At 53.8% G+C, this 17,258-nt stretch carries 13 protein-coding genes and 1 pseudogene; 4 read left to right on the forward strand and 10 right to left on the reverse strand.

Going from position 1 to position 17,258, the window contains the following annotated elements:
• Nucleotides 1-229 precede the first annotated feature (229 nt).
• From EDF73_RS21905 to EDF73_RS21945, 9 genes and pseudogenes are all read right to left on the reverse strand, one after another.
• Complete coding sequence (locus EDF73_RS21905; RefSeq protein ID WP_132731146.1) at nucleotides 230-1,564, reverse strand: MFS transporter; 1,335 nt, start codon at nucleotides 1,562-1,564, stop codon at nucleotides 230-232.
• A gap of 590 nt (nucleotides 1,565-2,154) precedes the next feature.
• The gene (locus EDF73_RS21910) at nucleotides 2,155-3,618 is read right to left on the reverse strand and encodes a mannitol dehydrogenase family protein (RefSeq protein ID WP_132731147.1); all 1,464 of its coding nucleotides are present in this window, start codon (nucleotides 3,616-3,618) and stop codon (nucleotides 2,155-2,157) included.
• Nucleotides 3,619-3,799: 181 nt separating this feature from the next.
• Nucleotides 3,800-5,344 carry an MFS transporter gene (locus EDF73_RS21915; protein ID WP_132731148.1) on the reverse strand — a complete coding sequence of 515 codons (1,545 nt, stop codon included), beginning with the start codon at nucleotides 5,342-5,344 and terminating at the stop codon, nucleotides 3,800-3,802.
• Nucleotides 5,345-5,370: 26 nt separating this feature from the next.
• Nucleotides 5,371-6,777 (reverse strand): glucuronate isomerase, encoded by a 1,407-nt coding sequence (gene uxaC, locus EDF73_RS21920; RefSeq protein WP_132731149.1) that lies wholly within the window; start codon nucleotides 6,775-6,777, stop codon nucleotides 5,371-5,373.
• Nucleotides 6,778-6,967: 190 nt separating this feature from the next.
• Nucleotides 6,968-8,283: pseudogene (locus tag EDF73_RS21925) on the reverse strand (MFS transporter).
• A gap of 47 nt (nucleotides 8,284-8,330) precedes the next feature.
• Nucleotides 8,331-9,344, reverse strand: a complete 1,014-nt coding sequence (locus tag EDF73_RS21930; protein WP_132731150.1) for a Zn-dependent oxidoreductase — start codon at nucleotides 9,342-9,344, stop codon at nucleotides 8,331-8,333.
• Between the two features lie 10 nt (nucleotides 9,345-9,354).
• Nucleotides 9,355-10,569 (reverse strand): starvation-sensing protein RspA, encoded by a 1,215-nt coding sequence (gene rspA, locus EDF73_RS21935; RefSeq protein ID WP_132731151.1) that lies wholly within the window; start codon nucleotides 10,567-10,569, stop codon nucleotides 9,355-9,357.
• A gap of 142 nt (nucleotides 10,570-10,711) precedes the next feature.
• A complete protein-coding gene (locus tag EDF73_RS21940) occupies nucleotides 10,712-11,995 on the reverse strand; it encodes an MFS transporter (protein WP_132731152.1) in 1,284 nt (427 codons plus the stop codon).
• A 110-nt stretch (nucleotides 11,996-12,105) separates the two neighbouring features.
• Complete coding sequence (locus EDF73_RS21945; RefSeq protein ID WP_132731153.1) at nucleotides 12,106-12,432, reverse strand: YnfA family protein; 327 nt, start codon at nucleotides 12,430-12,432, stop codon at nucleotides 12,106-12,108.
• Between the two features lie 156 nt (nucleotides 12,433-12,588).
• On the opposite strand from EDF73_RS21945, the gene EDF73_RS21950 reads away from it, so the two are divergent.
• Both EDF73_RS21950 and speG read left to right on the forward strand, forming a co-directional pair.
• Complete coding sequence (locus EDF73_RS21950) at nucleotides 12,589-12,930, forward strand: DUF1283 family protein (protein WP_132731154.1); 342 nt, start codon at nucleotides 12,589-12,591, stop codon at nucleotides 12,928-12,930.
• A 61-nt stretch (nucleotides 12,931-12,991) separates the two neighbouring features.
• Nucleotides 12,992-13,552 carry a spermidine N1-acetyltransferase gene (speG, locus tag EDF73_RS21955; protein WP_132731155.1) on the forward strand — a complete coding sequence of 187 codons (561 nt, stop codon included), beginning with the start codon at nucleotides 12,992-12,994 and terminating at the stop codon, nucleotides 13,550-13,552.
• On the opposite strand, the gene EDF73_RS21960 is transcribed toward speG, so the two are convergent.
• Nucleotides 13,546-14,256, reverse strand: coding sequence for a YnfC family lipoprotein (locus EDF73_RS21960; RefSeq protein ID WP_132731156.1), 711 nt, complete (start codon nucleotides 14,254-14,256; stop codon nucleotides 13,546-13,548). The genes speG and EDF73_RS21960 overlap by 7 nt on opposite strands.
• Before the next feature lie 102 nt (nucleotides 14,257-14,358).
• Here EDF73_RS21960 and EDF73_RS21965 point away from each other — a divergent pair, with 102 nt between their 5' ends.
• Both EDF73_RS21965 and ynfE read left to right on the forward strand, forming a co-directional pair.
• Nucleotides 14,359-14,622, forward strand: coding sequence for a DUF1161 domain-containing protein (locus tag EDF73_RS21965; protein WP_132731198.1), 264 nt, complete (start codon nucleotides 14,359-14,361; stop codon nucleotides 14,620-14,622).
• 146 nt (nucleotides 14,623-14,768) lie between these two features.
• Nucleotides 14,769-17,210, forward strand: coding sequence for a selenate/tellurate reductase subunit YnfE (gene ynfE / locus EDF73_RS21970; protein WP_132731157.1), 2,442 nt, complete (start codon nucleotides 14,769-14,771; stop codon nucleotides 17,208-17,210).
• The last annotated feature ends 48 nt before the right edge of the window (nucleotides 17,211-17,258 follow it).

The raw sequence follows: 17,258 nt of genomic DNA on the forward strand, positions 1-17,258 counted from the left end.
AACAACACCCCGGCTATCCCGCATATGCGTTAAAATAAACATCAATTATATATAGTTGCCTCTGGATAATTAAAGATATGTATATTCAGTGCCGGCGGTCTGGTTTTTGATAAACTACAGCCTAAAAACATGTTCAGCCAACGTCAGCGATAAGCCTGGCGTGAAATTCGGCTCAGGGTGAGGCGCATGGCGGCGACATCCTTGTCACCGCATGCGCAAAGCGGATAGATCAGTGTTTATGCCACTGATGATATTCCCGTTTGAGTCGCTGCGGAGCCGTTTCCGGCATCATCGCTAACCCGATAACAGAAATCACACCCAGAACAATCACATAGATAGCCAGTCCGTAATAGTGCCCTCCCGTGACCTGCAGGATTTTCACCGCGACCAGGCCCAGAATACCGCTGCCGACGAGCGACCCCACCTGCCAGATTAAGGCAATACCGCTGCAGCGAATATGAGTCGGGAACAGCTCCGGGAAGTACGATGCCTGAGGGGCATAGCACATACTGTGTCCCAGACTCAGAACCAAAATCATGACCAGCTGCGTGAGCCAGAAACTGTCCTGATTGATGGCGAGGAAGAATGGGACAATCATAATGACCTGCAGCAGCGCCCCCATGATATAGACCGGTTTGCGCCCAATCCTGTCGCAAAGCGAGCCCATCAGCGGTATCGCAATAATCTCCAGTATCACCGCCACGATCATCGTTTCCATCAGGATATTCGCGTCAAGATTATTGGCCTTACCGTACGCCAGTATAATGACCGTAAACATCGCAAAGGTACATGCTTCAATTAACTTTGCGCACACGCCTTTAAACACGATCCCCGGGAAGTCGCGAATGACTTCAACTAACGGACGCGACTCCTCAGCCTTGGTTTCACGGATTTGAGCGAATACCGGCGACTCGTCAATTTTAAGGCGAATAAATAAGCCAACAATGACCAATAGCAAACTTAATAAGAACGGAATACGCCACCCGTAATCCATCATCGCTTCCGGAGTCAGGCTTGCATTTAATAAAGCAAAGAGCGCTAATGGCAAAAGAAAACCGACCGGTGCGCCAATCTGCACCCAGCTGGCAAAGAAGCCGCGATGTTTTGGTTCGGAATATTCCGCGGTCATCAGCACCGCACCGGCCTGCTCGCCACCGACGCCAAACCCTTGCAGTACACGAATAAAAATAAGTAATACCGGTGCCCAGATGCCGATCTTCTCATACGTAGGTAAAAGCCCGATGCAGAATGTCCCCAGGCCGACAATTAATATTGTAATGACCAGCGCTTTTTTACGCCCGACTTTGTCGCCAATATGGCCAAATACAATGCCCCCTAGCGGTCTTGCTAAGAAACCAACGGCATACGTCGCGAATGCGGCAAGTGTACTCACTAACGGATCATCACTGGGGAAAAAAAGATGCCCAAAAAATAAAACTGCCGCTGTGCCATATGCAAAGAAATCATAATATTCAGCGGCCGTTCCGATTGCCGAGGCTGAAGCCACTCGACGAATAATAGGTTTGTTATCTACATCTTTTTTAACATCAACTGAACCAACCATAGGCTTGTACCTTTGTAAGATATAGTGAAAATTAAATTTTGGGGATTTAAATAGCTCTCAACTGCTCCACAATAGGCCGTTTCTCAAACGGGGAATGCCATTTCCGTTCGCAACCCGCCGCAAAGGTATCAGCACCAACTAACATCACCTCTTATTTTTTTACTCCTGTTTAACACGTTCGAAATTAAAACATTTGTGCAACTGCCATACAAGTATATTAAAACGAAAGGGTGTCATCGATCACATAATCAAAACGAGCGCACGGCGGGGATAATCAGGCGCGCACCTCCCGCCACCAGGCCCTCTCGCCTTACTGGTAAACAAGAAGCAAAAAGGAAAAGGAGCACAAATGGCGTTACCGTATAGCCATGAATGAGGGGGATAAGGGTCAGGCCTTGCGTTGACTCAGCGCAACCTGCGGCGGTAAACACATTGCGCCGCGGTATATAAATGAAACCTTTTCATCCAGTTAAAATGAATGAGCTAAATTAATTAATAACGCAGTAGCACAGAATACAAAAGATAAGACACCCTGAAAGGGTGCCTTAAAGAGTGGCAGAAACGCGTAGTGTCAGTACCGATGGCGACAGCTAGCGTCCCTCTGCCCAGGCTGCGACGGTCGCTTTCGCGCCCCGGCTTTGTAACGACAGATAGGCCTGGGTCAGCGCATCGACAAATCGCGCTTCCTGCGGCAGCGCGTGGCCAAAGATAGCCTCGATACTCAGCAGCGCCTGCACCCGCGCTTCACCGTCGACGCTGCTCTGTACCGCCTGCTGGATCACCGGGAATAACGGGTCGCTGACCTCAATCGCCTGCCCCTGGTCATCCACACCGCTGACGTAACGCATCCAGCCCGCTACGCCCAGCGCCAGCAGGCTGAAATCACTGTGCTGCGCCAGGTGCCAGCGAACCGAGTCGAGCATCCGCTGCGGAAGTTTCTGGCTGCCATCCATCGCGATCTGCCAGGTACGATGCTTAAGCGCCGGGTTGCTGTAGCGGTCAATCAGAAGCCCGGCATAGCGTTGCAGATCAACGCCCTGTACTTTCAACGTTGGGGCCTGCTCTTCCAGCATCAAGGTCCGTGCCGCCAGACGATAGTTTGCGTCCTGCATACAGTCATTAATATGCTGATAGCCCGCCAGATAGCCCAGATAGGCCAGGAAAGAGTGGCTGCCATTCAGCATACGCAGCTTCATCTCTTCAAAAGGAATGACGTCAGCGACCAGCTCAGCGCCCGCGTTTTGCCACTCCGGGCGGCCGGCAACAAAGTTATCTTCAATTACCCACTGGCGGAACGGTTCGCAGGCGACGCCTGCCGGATCGCGCACGCCGGTCAGCTGTTCAATTTTATCCAGCGTGTCCGCCGTCACCGCCGGCACGATGCGATCGACCATCGTTGACGGGAAGGTGACGTTTTGCTCAATCCAGTCCGCGAGTTCGCCGTCAATAGCCCGGGCAAGCGCACAAACCACATTACGCATAACATGGCCATTCTCCGGCATGTTATCGCAGGACATGACGCTGAATGCCGGCAAACCCGCGGCTTTGCGCCGTGCTAACGCTTCCACGATGACACCGGGCGCCGATTTCGGCCGCTGGGGATTGCTGATATCGGCGACGATCAGCGGATGTTCCAGCTGCAGTTGGCCGGTTGCCGGTGAGTGGCAATAGCCCTTCTCGGTGATGGTCAACGACACAATCGCCACCTGCGGCTCACACATTTTTGCCAGCACGCTCTCCAGACCATCGACTTCCGCGTGCATCGCCTGCTTCACCACGCCAACCACCCGCGCGGTCCAGGCATCCGCCGACATTTCGGCGACGGTGTACAGCAGATCCTGGTTTTGCAGATCGGCAATCTGCTGTTCGCCGCCGATCAGGTTAACTTCGGTGTAGCCCCAGTCACTGCCCTGTTCTGCCGCCAGAATATCGGCATAGACCGCCTGGTGCGCACGATGAAATGCGCCAAAGCCCAGGTGCACAATCCGTGAAACCAGCGTGCTGCGATCGTAAGAAGGAAGTGTTGCCCTGGCTGTTAAAAGCGTGTTTTGCATCTTTTGACTCGCTGTGTAGAAACGGTATGAAAGTTAACTGCCATACCAGATTACCGTTACTTTCCGCTTAAGTTTTGATTTGCATTAATTAACGGTTAATTGGTACGACAAGAATAAAATGTTGTGTGATAGCTGTCGCACTTCTACTGCTAAATAGCGCAAAGCTATCACACACGTTGGCTTAACTTAGCGTTGAGGAAGGCGTGGCCGCCCCCCGGCTTTGCGCAGATGAATCGCACCATAGCTTGTCGTAGCTGTAGCCAGTCAGATCTTCCACGATCCGGCGCGCCTCTGGCGTGACGTTCTGCTTCAGGCCGTTGGCTTTCAGACGATCGACTTCATCGACAAAAACCTTATGCGTCTGTTTATTGAGACGGAAAGTCAGCGCCTGCCATAGCGCAATCAGCAGCAGCCCCGCCGTGCCGACAAATAGCAACAGCGCAATGGTATTAATCGCCTCTTGCGGTTGGACGGCGCTGCCTTTCACAAAGCCACCGCTTTGCAGCAACAGGCCAACGACAAAGGTCGCAATCGCCACCGTCGTTTTACGGGAAAAGGTCATCACGGCGGCAAACAGGCCTTCGCGGCGCTGGCGGGTGATCATTTCATCAATATCGGGAATAAACGGGAACACGTTCCACGGCGTGAATTCCAGCACGCAGCGCCCTACCTGATACACGCCTGCCAGCACCACCAGCAACAATACTTTATTGTCCGTCGGGAACTGATACACCAGGAAGAGTCCGCCCAGGCACAGCATCATCAGGCAATAGGCAAAGACGTAGAGTCGTGAGGGGCCATATTTGATGATCGCCACCCCAGCGGCCAGAGTCACCGGTAGCCCGACGATGCTCATCGACAGCAGGGTTCCCGCCAGCGATGAGGAAACATTCAGGCAATAGACGCAGAAAAAGACGAAGACGGTGTTATAGACATCCTTAGCGGTGAACGAGAATAAATAAATCGCCAGATGCTTACGAAACGCCCGGACCTTGAGGGTTGAGGCATACTCCTTGAATAAATTACCAAACGCCGCCAGTTTCTCGGTAAAGCTTTTCCTGACCGCCTTGTTTTCTAATTCCGCCAGCATCTCCGGCGTCAGTTCGCGCTCCCAGGTCACTTTCCAGGAGATAAATACGCAGACCATAAACAGCACCGCAAAGACAACGCCGTTAATAAAATAGGCGTTCGCATCGTGCTCGCCAAAATGATTAATCAGCAGTCCGGGAATAAAGGTCGCGAGGAAGGTCCCGGACGCGGACAGGAACATGCGGCAGGTGGAGAGTTTGGTCCGCGAGTTAAAATCCTTTGTCATTTCCGAAGGCAGCGTTTCCCAGGGGATCAGCACCATCGCGGCAATCACCTCAAATGCCAGGTAGACCGCCAGATAGAAAGCGTAGCTCATCCCGTCGAGCCACAGCAGCATGTACACCAGCATCAACGGTGCGCCAATCAACAGAAAGAAACGGCGACGGCCAAATTTTTTACCTAAATAGTTCTTATAAAAATGATCGGTGAAGCTCCCCATGAATAAACTGACCACCGCATCGACAATTCGGGCAATCGCCACAATCGATGCTGCTTCAACCGGAGAGAGACCAACAAAAGTGGTGTAAAAAAAGAGTAGCCATGCGCCAATAACGGTAAACGCGCCGCCGCCCATGATATCTGTCATACCATATCCAATACTTACCGGAATGGTAATTTTCTTATTAGTCCGAGCCATGGTTAATCCTCACACAATGGCGAATATTAAAATTTGAAATATGCTTGTGCATTATCGTGACATATATTTTTTACCATTCGGCTCAGGATGATTTGATCGTCAGGAACTTCTCCACGGCTCACCCACCCGCCAATTAAATTACAAACAATCCGTCGAAAATAATCATGGCGAGGATATGAAACCAGGCTGCGAGAATCGGTAAGCATGCCGACGAAATTCATCAATAATCCCTGATCGGCCAACGCATTTAGCTGATTTTCCATTCCCCGACGGGTATCGTTAAACCACCATCCGGAACCAAACTGGATCGGTGATTTCACCCCCAGCGCCGCACTCTGAAAGTTCGCGATGGTGGATGCGACCACATCGTTATAACTGGCATTGAGGTTGTAAATAATGGTTTTAGGTAAAGCATTATCGCGGGCCAGACCGTCAAGAAACTGATTCAGGTTTGCCGCCAGTTCGGGCTGGTCGGCGATGGAATCAAAACCGGTATTGATGCCAAGCTGCGCGAACATCCGGCTGTTATTATTACGAATGGCGCCAAAATGGATCTGCATCGCCCACTCATGCTGTTTGTAATGGCGTGCCAGCATTTTAAAGAGAGTGCTGTTCAACGCGTTCTGCTCGCCCGCGGTTAACGCTGCGCCGCGGCGCTTAAGCCTGAACAGTCGTTCCGCCTCCTCTTGCGCAACGTCGTGCCAGAGAATAGCCAACAGCCCGTGATCGGAAATCCGGCACCCGGCGTCGTGAAAATAGGCAATGCGCGCCGCCAGCGCCTTGTCGAAGTCATCCAGGGTTTCGATAGAGAGATGGGTCGTCGCGGCTAAGCGGTCCATAAAGAGAGAAAACGCGCGGGGTTCCTCTTCGAAAAAGCCATCGGGACGGAACGTCGGTAAAACCTTAACCGGAAAAGTCTCATCCTCATTTAACAGCTGGTGATAATGCAGATCATCAAGGGGAGAATCGGTGGTACAGATCACTTCAACATTTGACCGGAGAATTAGCTGACGCGGCGTAAACGCCTGTTTCTGCAGCTGCGCGTTGCAGTGCTGCATAATCTCGCGCCAGTTGCGACTATTCAACGCCTCTTCGCAGTCAAAATAGGCCTGCAGTTCCAGATGAGTCCAGTGATACAGCGGATTACCGAAACAGGCTTCCACCGTTTCAGCCCAGGCCTGAAATTTTTCTTCTGCCGTCGCCTCGCCGGTAATACAACGCTCATCGATACCATTAGCCCGCATGGCTCGCCATTTGTAATGGTCCCCGGCTAACCAAAGCTCACTCATATTAGCAAAAGAACGATTTTCATAAATTTCCTTTGCATCCAGATGGCAGTGATAGTCAATAATCGGTAAATCTTTTGCTATGTCGTTATACAGTCTGACGCCATATTCGTTGTTAATCATAAAGTTCTTATTTATTAATGTCATGATAACCCTCTAAGTAAAAAACAACCACTCAACAACCCCAGTAAAAAAGCGTCGTGCACCCACATGAAAATAAAAAATAGCGCATCAGAGTCCCGGCACGGCTATAAATATAGTGCCTGACAGAAAACATAACTTGTACTGGCATCTCTTATACAGGGAGCGAGGCCGGGACGAATGTAATAAATATAAATCAGATATACTGGCCGGATTTAATTTCCTTCTGGCGCGTCTCTAAATCCGCGGCATCGTTAAGCAGGCTCAGGTCACGGTCCCGAACTTCCGGCATAAGCACAGCGGAAACTAAGCCAATAACGGAATAACAAACCAGCATGGCAACAATTGGCCACCATGAACCGGTGATATTACAGAAGATCCCTGCCAGTACCGGACCAAAGCCTACGGCAACTAAGCCACCCGCCTCTTTTGAAATCGCCATACGGGTAAAACGGTTACGCGAGCCGAAAAGTTCCGCCATGGTGATGTTTTCAAGTGCGAACAGTCCGAGAACGGCCACATTATGAATAACAATCAATGACGCCATAATCGTGCTCGCGCTGTAGCTCTTATCAACAATAATCGCCATCATCGGATAAGCGAGGATAATCGCCGAGATATTGACGATAATATAAGGCAAACGCCGCCCCACTTTGTCTGATAGCCATCCCAGGAAAGGAATGGTGATAAACCCAATAACAGAGCTAATCATTAACGCATCGGTGGGAATTGCTTTATCAAATAATAACGTTTGCACCAGATAACCGGCCAGGAAGATTTACTTTTCAACATCGCGCCGAAAGTATTTTCCCCGGCAGCTATTTTCTGTTGAACCGCGCTGCCTTCACTGACTTTTTCAAACACCGGACTCTCTTTCAGATTCAGACGCAGCCAGATGGCGAAGACCATCACCACTACGCTGGCCAGGAACGGAACGCGCCATCCCCATGCCACCAGCTGTTCACGATCGAGAAGGAAAAACATCACTGCCCAGATAGCCGTTGCGCTCAACGTCCCGCAGTTAGTGCCCATCGCCACCAGCGATGAGATAATGCCGCGCTGTCCCTTTGGCGCATACTCCGCCAGCATGGTACCCGCGCCTGAAATTTCAGCGCCAGCGCCTAACCCCTGAATAATACGCAGAGTGACCAGCAGTACCGGCGCAAAAATACCGACCTGCGCATAGGTTGGCAACACCCCAATAAGCGTGGTACAGATCCCCATCATCGTAATGGTAATAAACAGCACTTTTTTACGCCCAATCCTGTCGCCCATACGCCCAAAAATAAAGGCTCCGACTATGCGCGCAATATATCCCGCGCCATAGGTACCCATTGCTAAAATGAGCGCCATCGCCGCTGACTGCTCGGGGAAAAATATTTCATGGAAGACCAGCGCTGCACCTAATGAATAAAGCTGAAAGTCCATAAACTCCAGCGCGGTGCCTAACCAACCGGATACGGCCGCGCGTATGAGATCGGAAGTTGTTCTCTCATTTTTCACTGTAGTCATCGTTATTATCTCTAATTGTAGGATATAGAGTCGCTCATGCTTTATTGTCAGAAGGTTAATAACACCTTACAACAACTCTTTCTGTCGCTTTCAAATAACTCGATGGCATCGACAACATTCTGATACGCAAATTCGTGGGTAATTAATGTTTCCGGGTCAATTAATTTCTGTTCCAGCCATGTCAGCACAACAGGAAATTTATTAGCATTAAGCCGCGATGAAAATATTGCCAGCTCTTTACCGGTGATTCCCTGCTGAGCAACCTGTGACGGCTCGGTTGAGAATCCCATCAGGACGATCCTGGCCGCCGGCGAAGCGAGTGTAATGGCCTCCTGTAAAATAGCGGGGTGGCAAGCGGCATCAATAATCAGCGTGGGCCTGATGCCCTTATCCAGCAAGGCGTCGGATAATGAGGACTCGCCATTGTTGATAACCCAGTCGGCGCCATTTCTTTCCGCCATCCGCAGACGTTCATCAATCCGATCGACAACGATCACCTGGCGAACGTTATAGACTCTTTTCAGCACCTGGATGGTGGTTAACCCCATCGGCCCGGCGCCATACACCAGAGCAATATCCTCAGGCGTCGGCGTTACCTGCCCGGTCACGTTGGCGGCGATGGTAAAAGGCTCCACCATCACGGCATGCCGGTCCGGGATGCTGTCCGGAACCTGCCAGGCATTTTTGGCGGGGACCACGGCGTACTCGCTAAAACCGCCGTCCCGATGGACGCCGAGCACCACCAGCGAGGTGCAGACGTTTGGTTTGCCCACAGAGCAAGGGTAACAGTGACCACAGCTAATAACCGGATCGACGCTAACCCTCTGGCCCACCGCCCGGTCCGTCACTCCGGCCCCGACGGCGTCGATCACGCCGAAGAATTCATGGCCGATAACGCGGGGATACTTCGCAAACGGATTATGCCCCCGATAGATATGGCTATCGGAACCACATATTCCCGCAAGTTTCACTTTAACCCGGACTTCTCCCGCCCCAGGCGTGGGAAGCGCCCTCTCTTCGACGACCAGCTCATTGGGCTGACGAATGACGATACTCTTCATTTTGTCCTCCTCACCAGTTCCACAACGTGCCGTCTTCCAGACGGGCCACCGGCAGACAGGCAGGTTCGTAGGGGTATTTCGCCGCTAGTTTTTCATCAAACTCGATGCCCAGTCCCGGTTTTTCTCCCGGGTGCATATAGCCGTTATCAAAAGTCCAGCTGTGCGGGAAGACTTCCAGCATCTGTTCGGAATACCCCATGTACTCCTGCACGCCGAAGTTTGGTACCCACAGGTCAAAGTGCAGCGCCGCAGCCATGCACACCGGCGACAGATCGGACGGGCCATGAGAACCGGTACGCACCTGGTAAAGCGACGCAAAATCGGCAATGCGGCGCATGCCGGTAATACCGCCAGCATGGGTAATGGTGGTACGGATGTAGTCAATCAGCTGTTCTTCAATCAACTGCTTGCAATCCCAGATGCTGTTAAACACTTCACCAACGGCAATCGGCGTCACGGTATGCTGGCGAATCAGGCGGAAGCACGCCTGGTTCTCTGCGGGAGTCGGATCTTCCATCCAGAACAGACGATAGTCTTCGATGCTTTTACCAAAACGCGCCGCTTCAATTGGCGTCAGACGGTGATGCATGTCGTGTAAAAGATGTTCGTTAAAACCAAAGCGTTCGCGCACGGCGGCAAACAGCTGCGGGGTGAAATCAAGGTACTTCTCCGTCGACCACAATTGCTCTTCCGGCCACAGCCCTTTGGTTGCCGGTTCATAGGCCTGCCCCTTGCCTTTCGCCATGCCGTAAGTGGTCTTCATCCCCGGAATACCGCACTGAACGCGAATCGCCTTGAAGCCCATCTCCTGGTGACGAGCGTAATCATCCAGCACTTCATCAATAGAGTGGCCGGTGGTGTGGCAGTAGACCATAACGCCTTCGCGCGATGCGCCACCCAACAGCTGGTACAACGGCATCCCCGCCGCCCTGGCTTTGATATCCCACAGCGCCATATCGACGGCGGAAATCGCTGACATGGTCACCGGGCCGCGGCGCCAGTAAGCCCCTTTGTAGAAAAACTGCCAGATATCTTCGATGCGATGCGCATCGCGGCCGACCAGCTGCGGGCAGAGGTGGTCCTGCAGGTATGACGCCACGGAGAGCTCACGCCCGTTAAGCGTCGCATCCCCTAACCCGACAATCCCCTCGTCGGTGGTGATTTTAAGCGTGACAAAGTTACGTCCAGGGCAGGTGACGAAAACTTCAGCGGCAACGATCTTCATCTTTTTTTTCCTTACATCTCTGCGGTTAGTGAGCAAAATTAAAACATCAACCCTACTACCATACAAGTATGAGTTTTGAAAAAGATGCCGCCGATCACATTATCCCCACCAGGGGAGGTGACGCAGCACGCCACCTTTTCGCTTAGTCAATGCGATCTTTTACGATGAAGAAATAGCAAAGCGCCCCGGTAAAAGTGACGCAGGCAGCAATGACCAGCGCAAGATTAAATGAGTGAGTGGTGTCGACCACCCAGCCGGTCACCACCGGGGCAAAAGAGGCGAATACGAAACTGCCGAAGTTCTGGATAGCCGCGACGGAAGCGACTTTATTCTCGCTGACCATCACCTGTACCAGCCCCCATGCCGACGTGCCGGCAAAATGGACGCAGAACAGCGCCATCGAGATATAAGCGACAGCCTGTGCAGGCGATGAGGACTGCACCACCAGCAGAGTACCCAGCGCGGAAAGCACCAGCCCTACGACAATCGCCGTTTTACGCGTCTTCGCGAGGTCATAACCCCGGCGGGCCAACGCGTCGACGACCAGCCCATTCGCCCACATGCCAACGGCCGCCGCCAGAAACGGAATCGCCGCCACCCAGCCGGTTTTGCCAAGGCTTAGCCCCTGCTGCGCCTGCAGATACCCCGGCAGCCAGGCAATATATAGCCAGCCGGTGTAGTTGACACCGGAAAATCCCAGAATCATGCCCCAGGTCGTGCGCCGTTTAAACAGCCCCAGCCACTGACTAAAATTCAGCGTCGGCCGCGCCTTCTCCGGCGCGGCGAGATAGAGGCGTTCATCCTGCTGCAGATCGAACTGTGCGCGATTGCGATACCAGACGTACCAGCACAGCCCCACCACAATACCCGCCAGACCAATGACCACGAACATCGTCCGCCAGCCCCAGGCGATCTGCATCAGCACCAGCGCCGGTGGCGCAATGGCCTGACCTAATACCGTCGATGAGTTAAAAATTCCCACCGCGGTGCCGCGCTCTTTTTGTACGTACCAGTCATTGATCGATTTGACGCCGGCGGGCATAAACGGCGCTTCGCCGATCCCGAGACCAATCCGCAACAGAATAAAATGGCTGAACGAGTTCACCATCCCGGTCAGCGCCTGCATCAACGACCAGAAGATCAGCCCGCCGCCAAGGACGATACGAGGACCAAAGCGGTCCAGCAGCATACCGGAAGGTAGCTGCGCAAAGCCGTACGAGAGTGAGAAGGCCGACAGCAGCACGCCGAACTCGGTCGCGTTCAGTCCCAAATCACCGCGAATGGCCTCTCCTGCCACGCTTAACGAGGAACGGTCGAGGAAGTTGACAATACCGGCGATAAACAGCAGCGCCAGCGTCACATTTTGCACCCGACGGATGCGGGTGGGTTTGGCGCCAGTCTGGCTGGCGAGAGTCTGGATAGCCATATTGCTCCTTACTGTAAATGGCGATATGCGTTAAACAGTAAGGCAATAAGCCGACTACCATACAAGAATCAGGGTTAAAATTAGCGTGGACGATCACAGAAGAACGCGCCTTACGCGCGTCCCCAGCCGGCAACAATAATCAGCATCCCGCACAGAGCAATCAGCGCCCCTGCCCAGTCGTAATGGCTGAGTTTGACGCCATCGACGATGCGTAACCACAGCAGCGCGGTGCAGACATATACCCCGCCGTAAGCGGCGTAAACGCGCCCGCTTGCCGCCGGATGCAGTGTCAGCAGCCAGACGAACATCGCCAGCGCCAGGCCGGCAGGAATCAGCAGCAGCGGCGTGGCGCCGCGTTTAAGCCACAGCCAGGGTAAATAGCAGCCGAGGATTTCACAAATGGCGGTCGCGAAGAAAAGCAGCGTTGTTTTAAACATTAAAGACAGGTAAAGAGATCGGGTTATTGGCCCATTTTACGCGATAATCACTCCACTCTCATACTCTTTTGTCGGGTATGCCATCCCCCAGAGATAGAGTAAACTTATACCAGACTCAAAGGGCTAACCCCTTTTTATCACTTAAAGGAAATCGTGATGAAAATGACACTGAACACACGCTGGTGCCTGACCGCCATGCTGGCGCTGAGCGCCGCGGTCTTTACCGCGTCGTCTTTCGCCAAAACCGACACGCTGGTGATTGAATCCGGCGATAGCGCGCAGAGCCGCCAGCAGGCGGCAATGGAAAAAGAACAGTGGAATGACACCCGTTCTTTACGCCATAAGGTGAACACGCGTACCGAGAAGGAATGGGACAAAGCCGACGTCGCTTTTGATGCCCGGGATAACTGCCAGAAAAGCGCCAACGTTAACGCTTACTGGGAACCCAACACCCTGCGCTGCCTCGACCGTCGCACCGGCCGGGCGATTACGCCCTAATCCGTCGTTCACCTACGGCGCCCACGGGCGCCGCATTGCGCTTTGATCCACAGGAATATCCATGACTGACGCCTATACCATCAAACTCCGCCCTCTGGAGCGCGAAGACCTACGCTTTGTCCACCAGCTCGATAACAATGCCAGCGTCATGCGCTACTGGTTTGAAGAGCCCTATGAAGCCTTCGTCGAGCTTTCCGACCTCTACGATAAACACATTCACGATCAGAGCGAACGCCGCTTTGTTGTTGAATGCAATGGTGAAAAAGCCGGGCTGGTCGAACTGGTTGAAATTAACCACGTTCATCGCCGCGCCGAGTTTCAGATCATCATCTCACCCGATTACCAGGGCAAAGGCCTGGCGACGCGCGCCGCTAAGCTGGCGATGGACTACGGGTTTACCGTACTCAACCTGTACAAGCTGTATCTCATCGTCGACAGCGAAAATGAAAAAGCGATCCACATCTACCGCAAGCTGGGATTTATGGTAGAAGGCGAGCTGATCCATGAGTTTTTCATCAACGGCGAATACCGCAATACCATCCGTATGTGTCTGTTCCAGCATCAATATATTACTGAACACCGCACGCACGGTGCGACATTGCTCAAGCCTACGGCTCAGTAGTATTCGATACTGTTTTTGATGGTGTAGCGGCGGGTTAACGGCGGCTGCACGCTTTCATCGACAACCTGAAGTTCGCAGTTCACCGGGTTATCGTGACTATCGTAGTCACAGGTCTGGCGGACGCTCCCCAGCGGGCGATCGTTGAAGGTGCTGACCGCCGTATAGTCCAGCTTTTTCCGCGGATCCGCCGCTGGCGTGGAAACCACCGTAAAACGCGCATTTTTCGCCACGGTGGTTTTGCCCAATGGGTAGCCTTCACGATCATAGCGGTAGCTGGCGGTACTCTCTTTACCCCGCGCGGCGATCACAAACCCGTTATCGTCCGTTTCCCAGGTGACGCCCGCCGACGGCAGTTCAGCGAGCTGACATTTTCCCTGCAGGCGCAGACGCTTCTCGTGGGTCCGGGCGTCAAGATAGTAGTTAGCATCCAGCATCAGCGTGGCGCCGCTGTTATTTTCCCGATCCTCAAAATCCAGCAGATCGAAACAACCCTCGCTGGAGAGCCGAGCGCTTACGCGTTTCACCACTTCATCATGTTCGTCGAACAAGGTCTGGCTGAAATCCTTCACCGGGCCGCGCAGCGGGTCGAACTCGAATTCGTTGGAAAAACTCGCCATTTCCGGCGTAAATGCTTCCGGCAACGCCTGCTCGTCACAGGCGCTGAGCGCCAGCACCGCCGATATCAGCAAAAACCGTTTTTTCACAGCCGATTCCTTTTATGCGTCCTGCAATCATATTAGCAAATACAATTGTTTACACCAGTTCTGCTATGCTTAAACTTGGATGACATCGATAAGGAGTCTATGATGAAACTCTCCCCCTGGCTCTGCGCGGCTTTGCTACTGGGTTCAACTTCTGCGCTGGCGGCACCGGATTCGTGCGAGCGCGTGAAAAACGATATTCAGCAGAAGATCGTCAACAACGGCGTCCCGACCTCAGGCTTTAGTTTAGCCATTGTACCCAACGATCAACCCGATCAGCCCGGCGCCCAGGTCGTGGGTCACTGCGCCAACGATACCTTCAAAATTATCTATACCCGCACCGCCGGTTCTGACAACGACGCCCAATAACCCTCGCACGTTTCCTGCGCAGGATATTATCCCTGAGTTGACCGGGGATAATATCCACCTACCCCTATCTGAGTATGATGGTTCACCCATAGTTCCGGAAAATGATACCGGCGCTTTTCATCACAATAACAACGATGGGGTGAGCAATGTCTAATCAGGAACATCCTGGCGGCGTCAGTCGACGCACGCTACTCAAATCGTCGGCAATAGGGTCGCTGGCGCTTGCTGCCGGGGGACTCACGCTCCCGTTCAGCTTGCGCTCCGCCGCCGCCGCCGTGCAACAGGCCGCCCGGGGAGAAGAACGGGTAGTCTGGGGCGCCTGTTCGGTAAACTGCGGCAGCCGCTGCGCGCTGCGGCTGCACGTTCGTGATGATGAAGTGGTGTGGGTAGAGACTGATAACACCGGGCAGGATAACTACGGCGATCATCAGGTACGCGCCTGCCTGCGCGGCCGCTCCATCCGCCGGCGGATCAACCATCCCGATCGCCTGAACTACCCGATGAAGCGCGTCGGCAAACGCGGTGAAGGCAAATTTGAACGCATCAGCTGGGATGAAGCGCTGGACACTATCGCCGCTAAACTGCAAAGCGTGGTCAAAGAGTACGGCAACGAAGCGGTTTACATTAACTATTCATCCGGGATCGTCGGCGGCAATATGACCCGCTCCTCGCCTTCGGCGTCGCCGGTTACCCGTCTGATGAACTGCTACGGCGGGTCGTTGAACCAGTACGGCACCTACAGTACCGCGCAGATCGCCTGCGCCATGCCTTACACCTACGGCAGTAACGACGGCAACAGCACCTCCGATATTGAAAACAGCAAACTGGTGGTGATGTTCGGCAACAACCCGGCGGAAACCCGCATGAGCGGCGGCGGCATTACCTGGTATCTGGAGCAGGCGCGTGAACGCTCCAACGCGCGAATGATCGTCATCGACCCACGCTATACCGACACCGCCGCCGGGCGGGAAGATGAGTGGATCCCCATTCGTCCGGGCACCGATGCCGCGCTGGTGGCCGGAATCGCCTGGGTACTGATTCATGAAAACCTCGTCGACCAGCCGTTCCTCGATAAATACTGCGTCGGCTATGATCAAAAAACCCTCCCGGCCGGCGCGCCGCCCAACGGTCATTATAAAGCTTACATCCTTGGCGACGGCGAGGACGGCACCGCCAAAACGCCGCAGTGGGCGTCACGCATTACCGGCATTCCGGCCGATCGCATTATTAAGCTGGCGCGGGAAATCGGTACCACCCGCCCGGCCTATATTTGCCAGGGCTGGGGGCCGCAGCGCCAGGCCAACGGCGAACTTGCCGCCCGCGCCATCGCCATGCTGCCGATTCTGACCGGTAACGTCGGCATCAACGGCGGCAACAGCGGCGCCCGCGAATCCACTTATACCCTCACTATCGAGCGGCTGCCGGTGCTGAGCAACCCGGTAAAAACCGCCATCTCCTGCTTTAGCTGGACCGAAGCCATTGCGCGCGGCGCAGAAATGACCGCCACCCGCGACGGCGTCAGGGGCAAAGAGCAACTGGATGTACCGATAAAATTCCTGTGGAACTACGCCGGAAACACGATCATCAATCAGCATTCCGATATCAACAAAACCCACGACATTCTCCAGGATGAGACGAAATGCGAGACGATCGTGGTGATTGAAAACTTTATGACCTCATCGGCGAAGTATGCCGACATCCTGCTCCCGGATCTGATGACCGTGGAGCAGGAAGACATCATTCCTAACGACTATGCCGGAAATATGGGCTACCTGATCTTTATCCAGCCTGCCACCTCGGCGAAATTCGAGCGCAAACCGATCTACTGGATCCTCAGCGAAGTGGCGAAGCGCCTCGGCGAGGACGTCTATCAGCGGTTTACCGAAGGGCGCACCCAGGCGCAGTGGCTCCAGCATCTGTATGCGAAAATGGTGGCCAAAGACCCGGCGCTGCCGGGCTACGAGGAACTGAAAGAAATGGGCATTTATAAACGGAAAGATCCCGCCGGTCATTTCGTCGCCTACCGCGATTTTCGCGCAGACCCGGTGGCCCACCCGTTAAAAACGCCCTCCGGTAAGATTGAAATTTACTCCAGCCAATTGGCAGATATTGCCGCCCGCTGGCAGTTGCAAAACGATGAGACTATCAGCCCGCTGCCGGTTTACGCCTCCACCTTCGAAGGCTGGGACGACCCCTTGCGCAGCCGGTTTCCGCTGCAGCTTTTCGGCTTTCACTACAAAGCCCGTACCCACTCCAGCTACGGTAATGTCGAGGTGCTGCAGGCCGCCTGCCGCCAGGAAGTGTGGCTCAATCCGGTGGATGCTGAAAAACGCGGGATTAAGAATGGCGACATGGTGCGCGTCTTTAATGCGCGCGGCGAGCTGCGCATTGCCGCGAAAGTCACCCCGCGGATCATGCCCGGCGTGGCGGCCATGGGCCAGGGCGCGTGGCATGACGCCAGTATGGCTGGCGATCGCATCGATCATGGCGCCTGTATTAATACCCTGACCACCCATCGCCCGTCCCCGCTGGCGAAAGGTAATCCGCAGCATACTAACCTGGTCGAAATCGCCAAAGCAGAAGCCTAAGACCATGGGCCGTAGCGATCGCTCACGCCACCTGCCATCGGCCTGGTT

Source organism: Klebsiella sp. BIGb0138, assembly GCF_004342285.1.
GTDB lineage: Bacteria > Pseudomonadota > Gammaproteobacteria > Enterobacterales > Enterobacteriaceae > Klebsiella.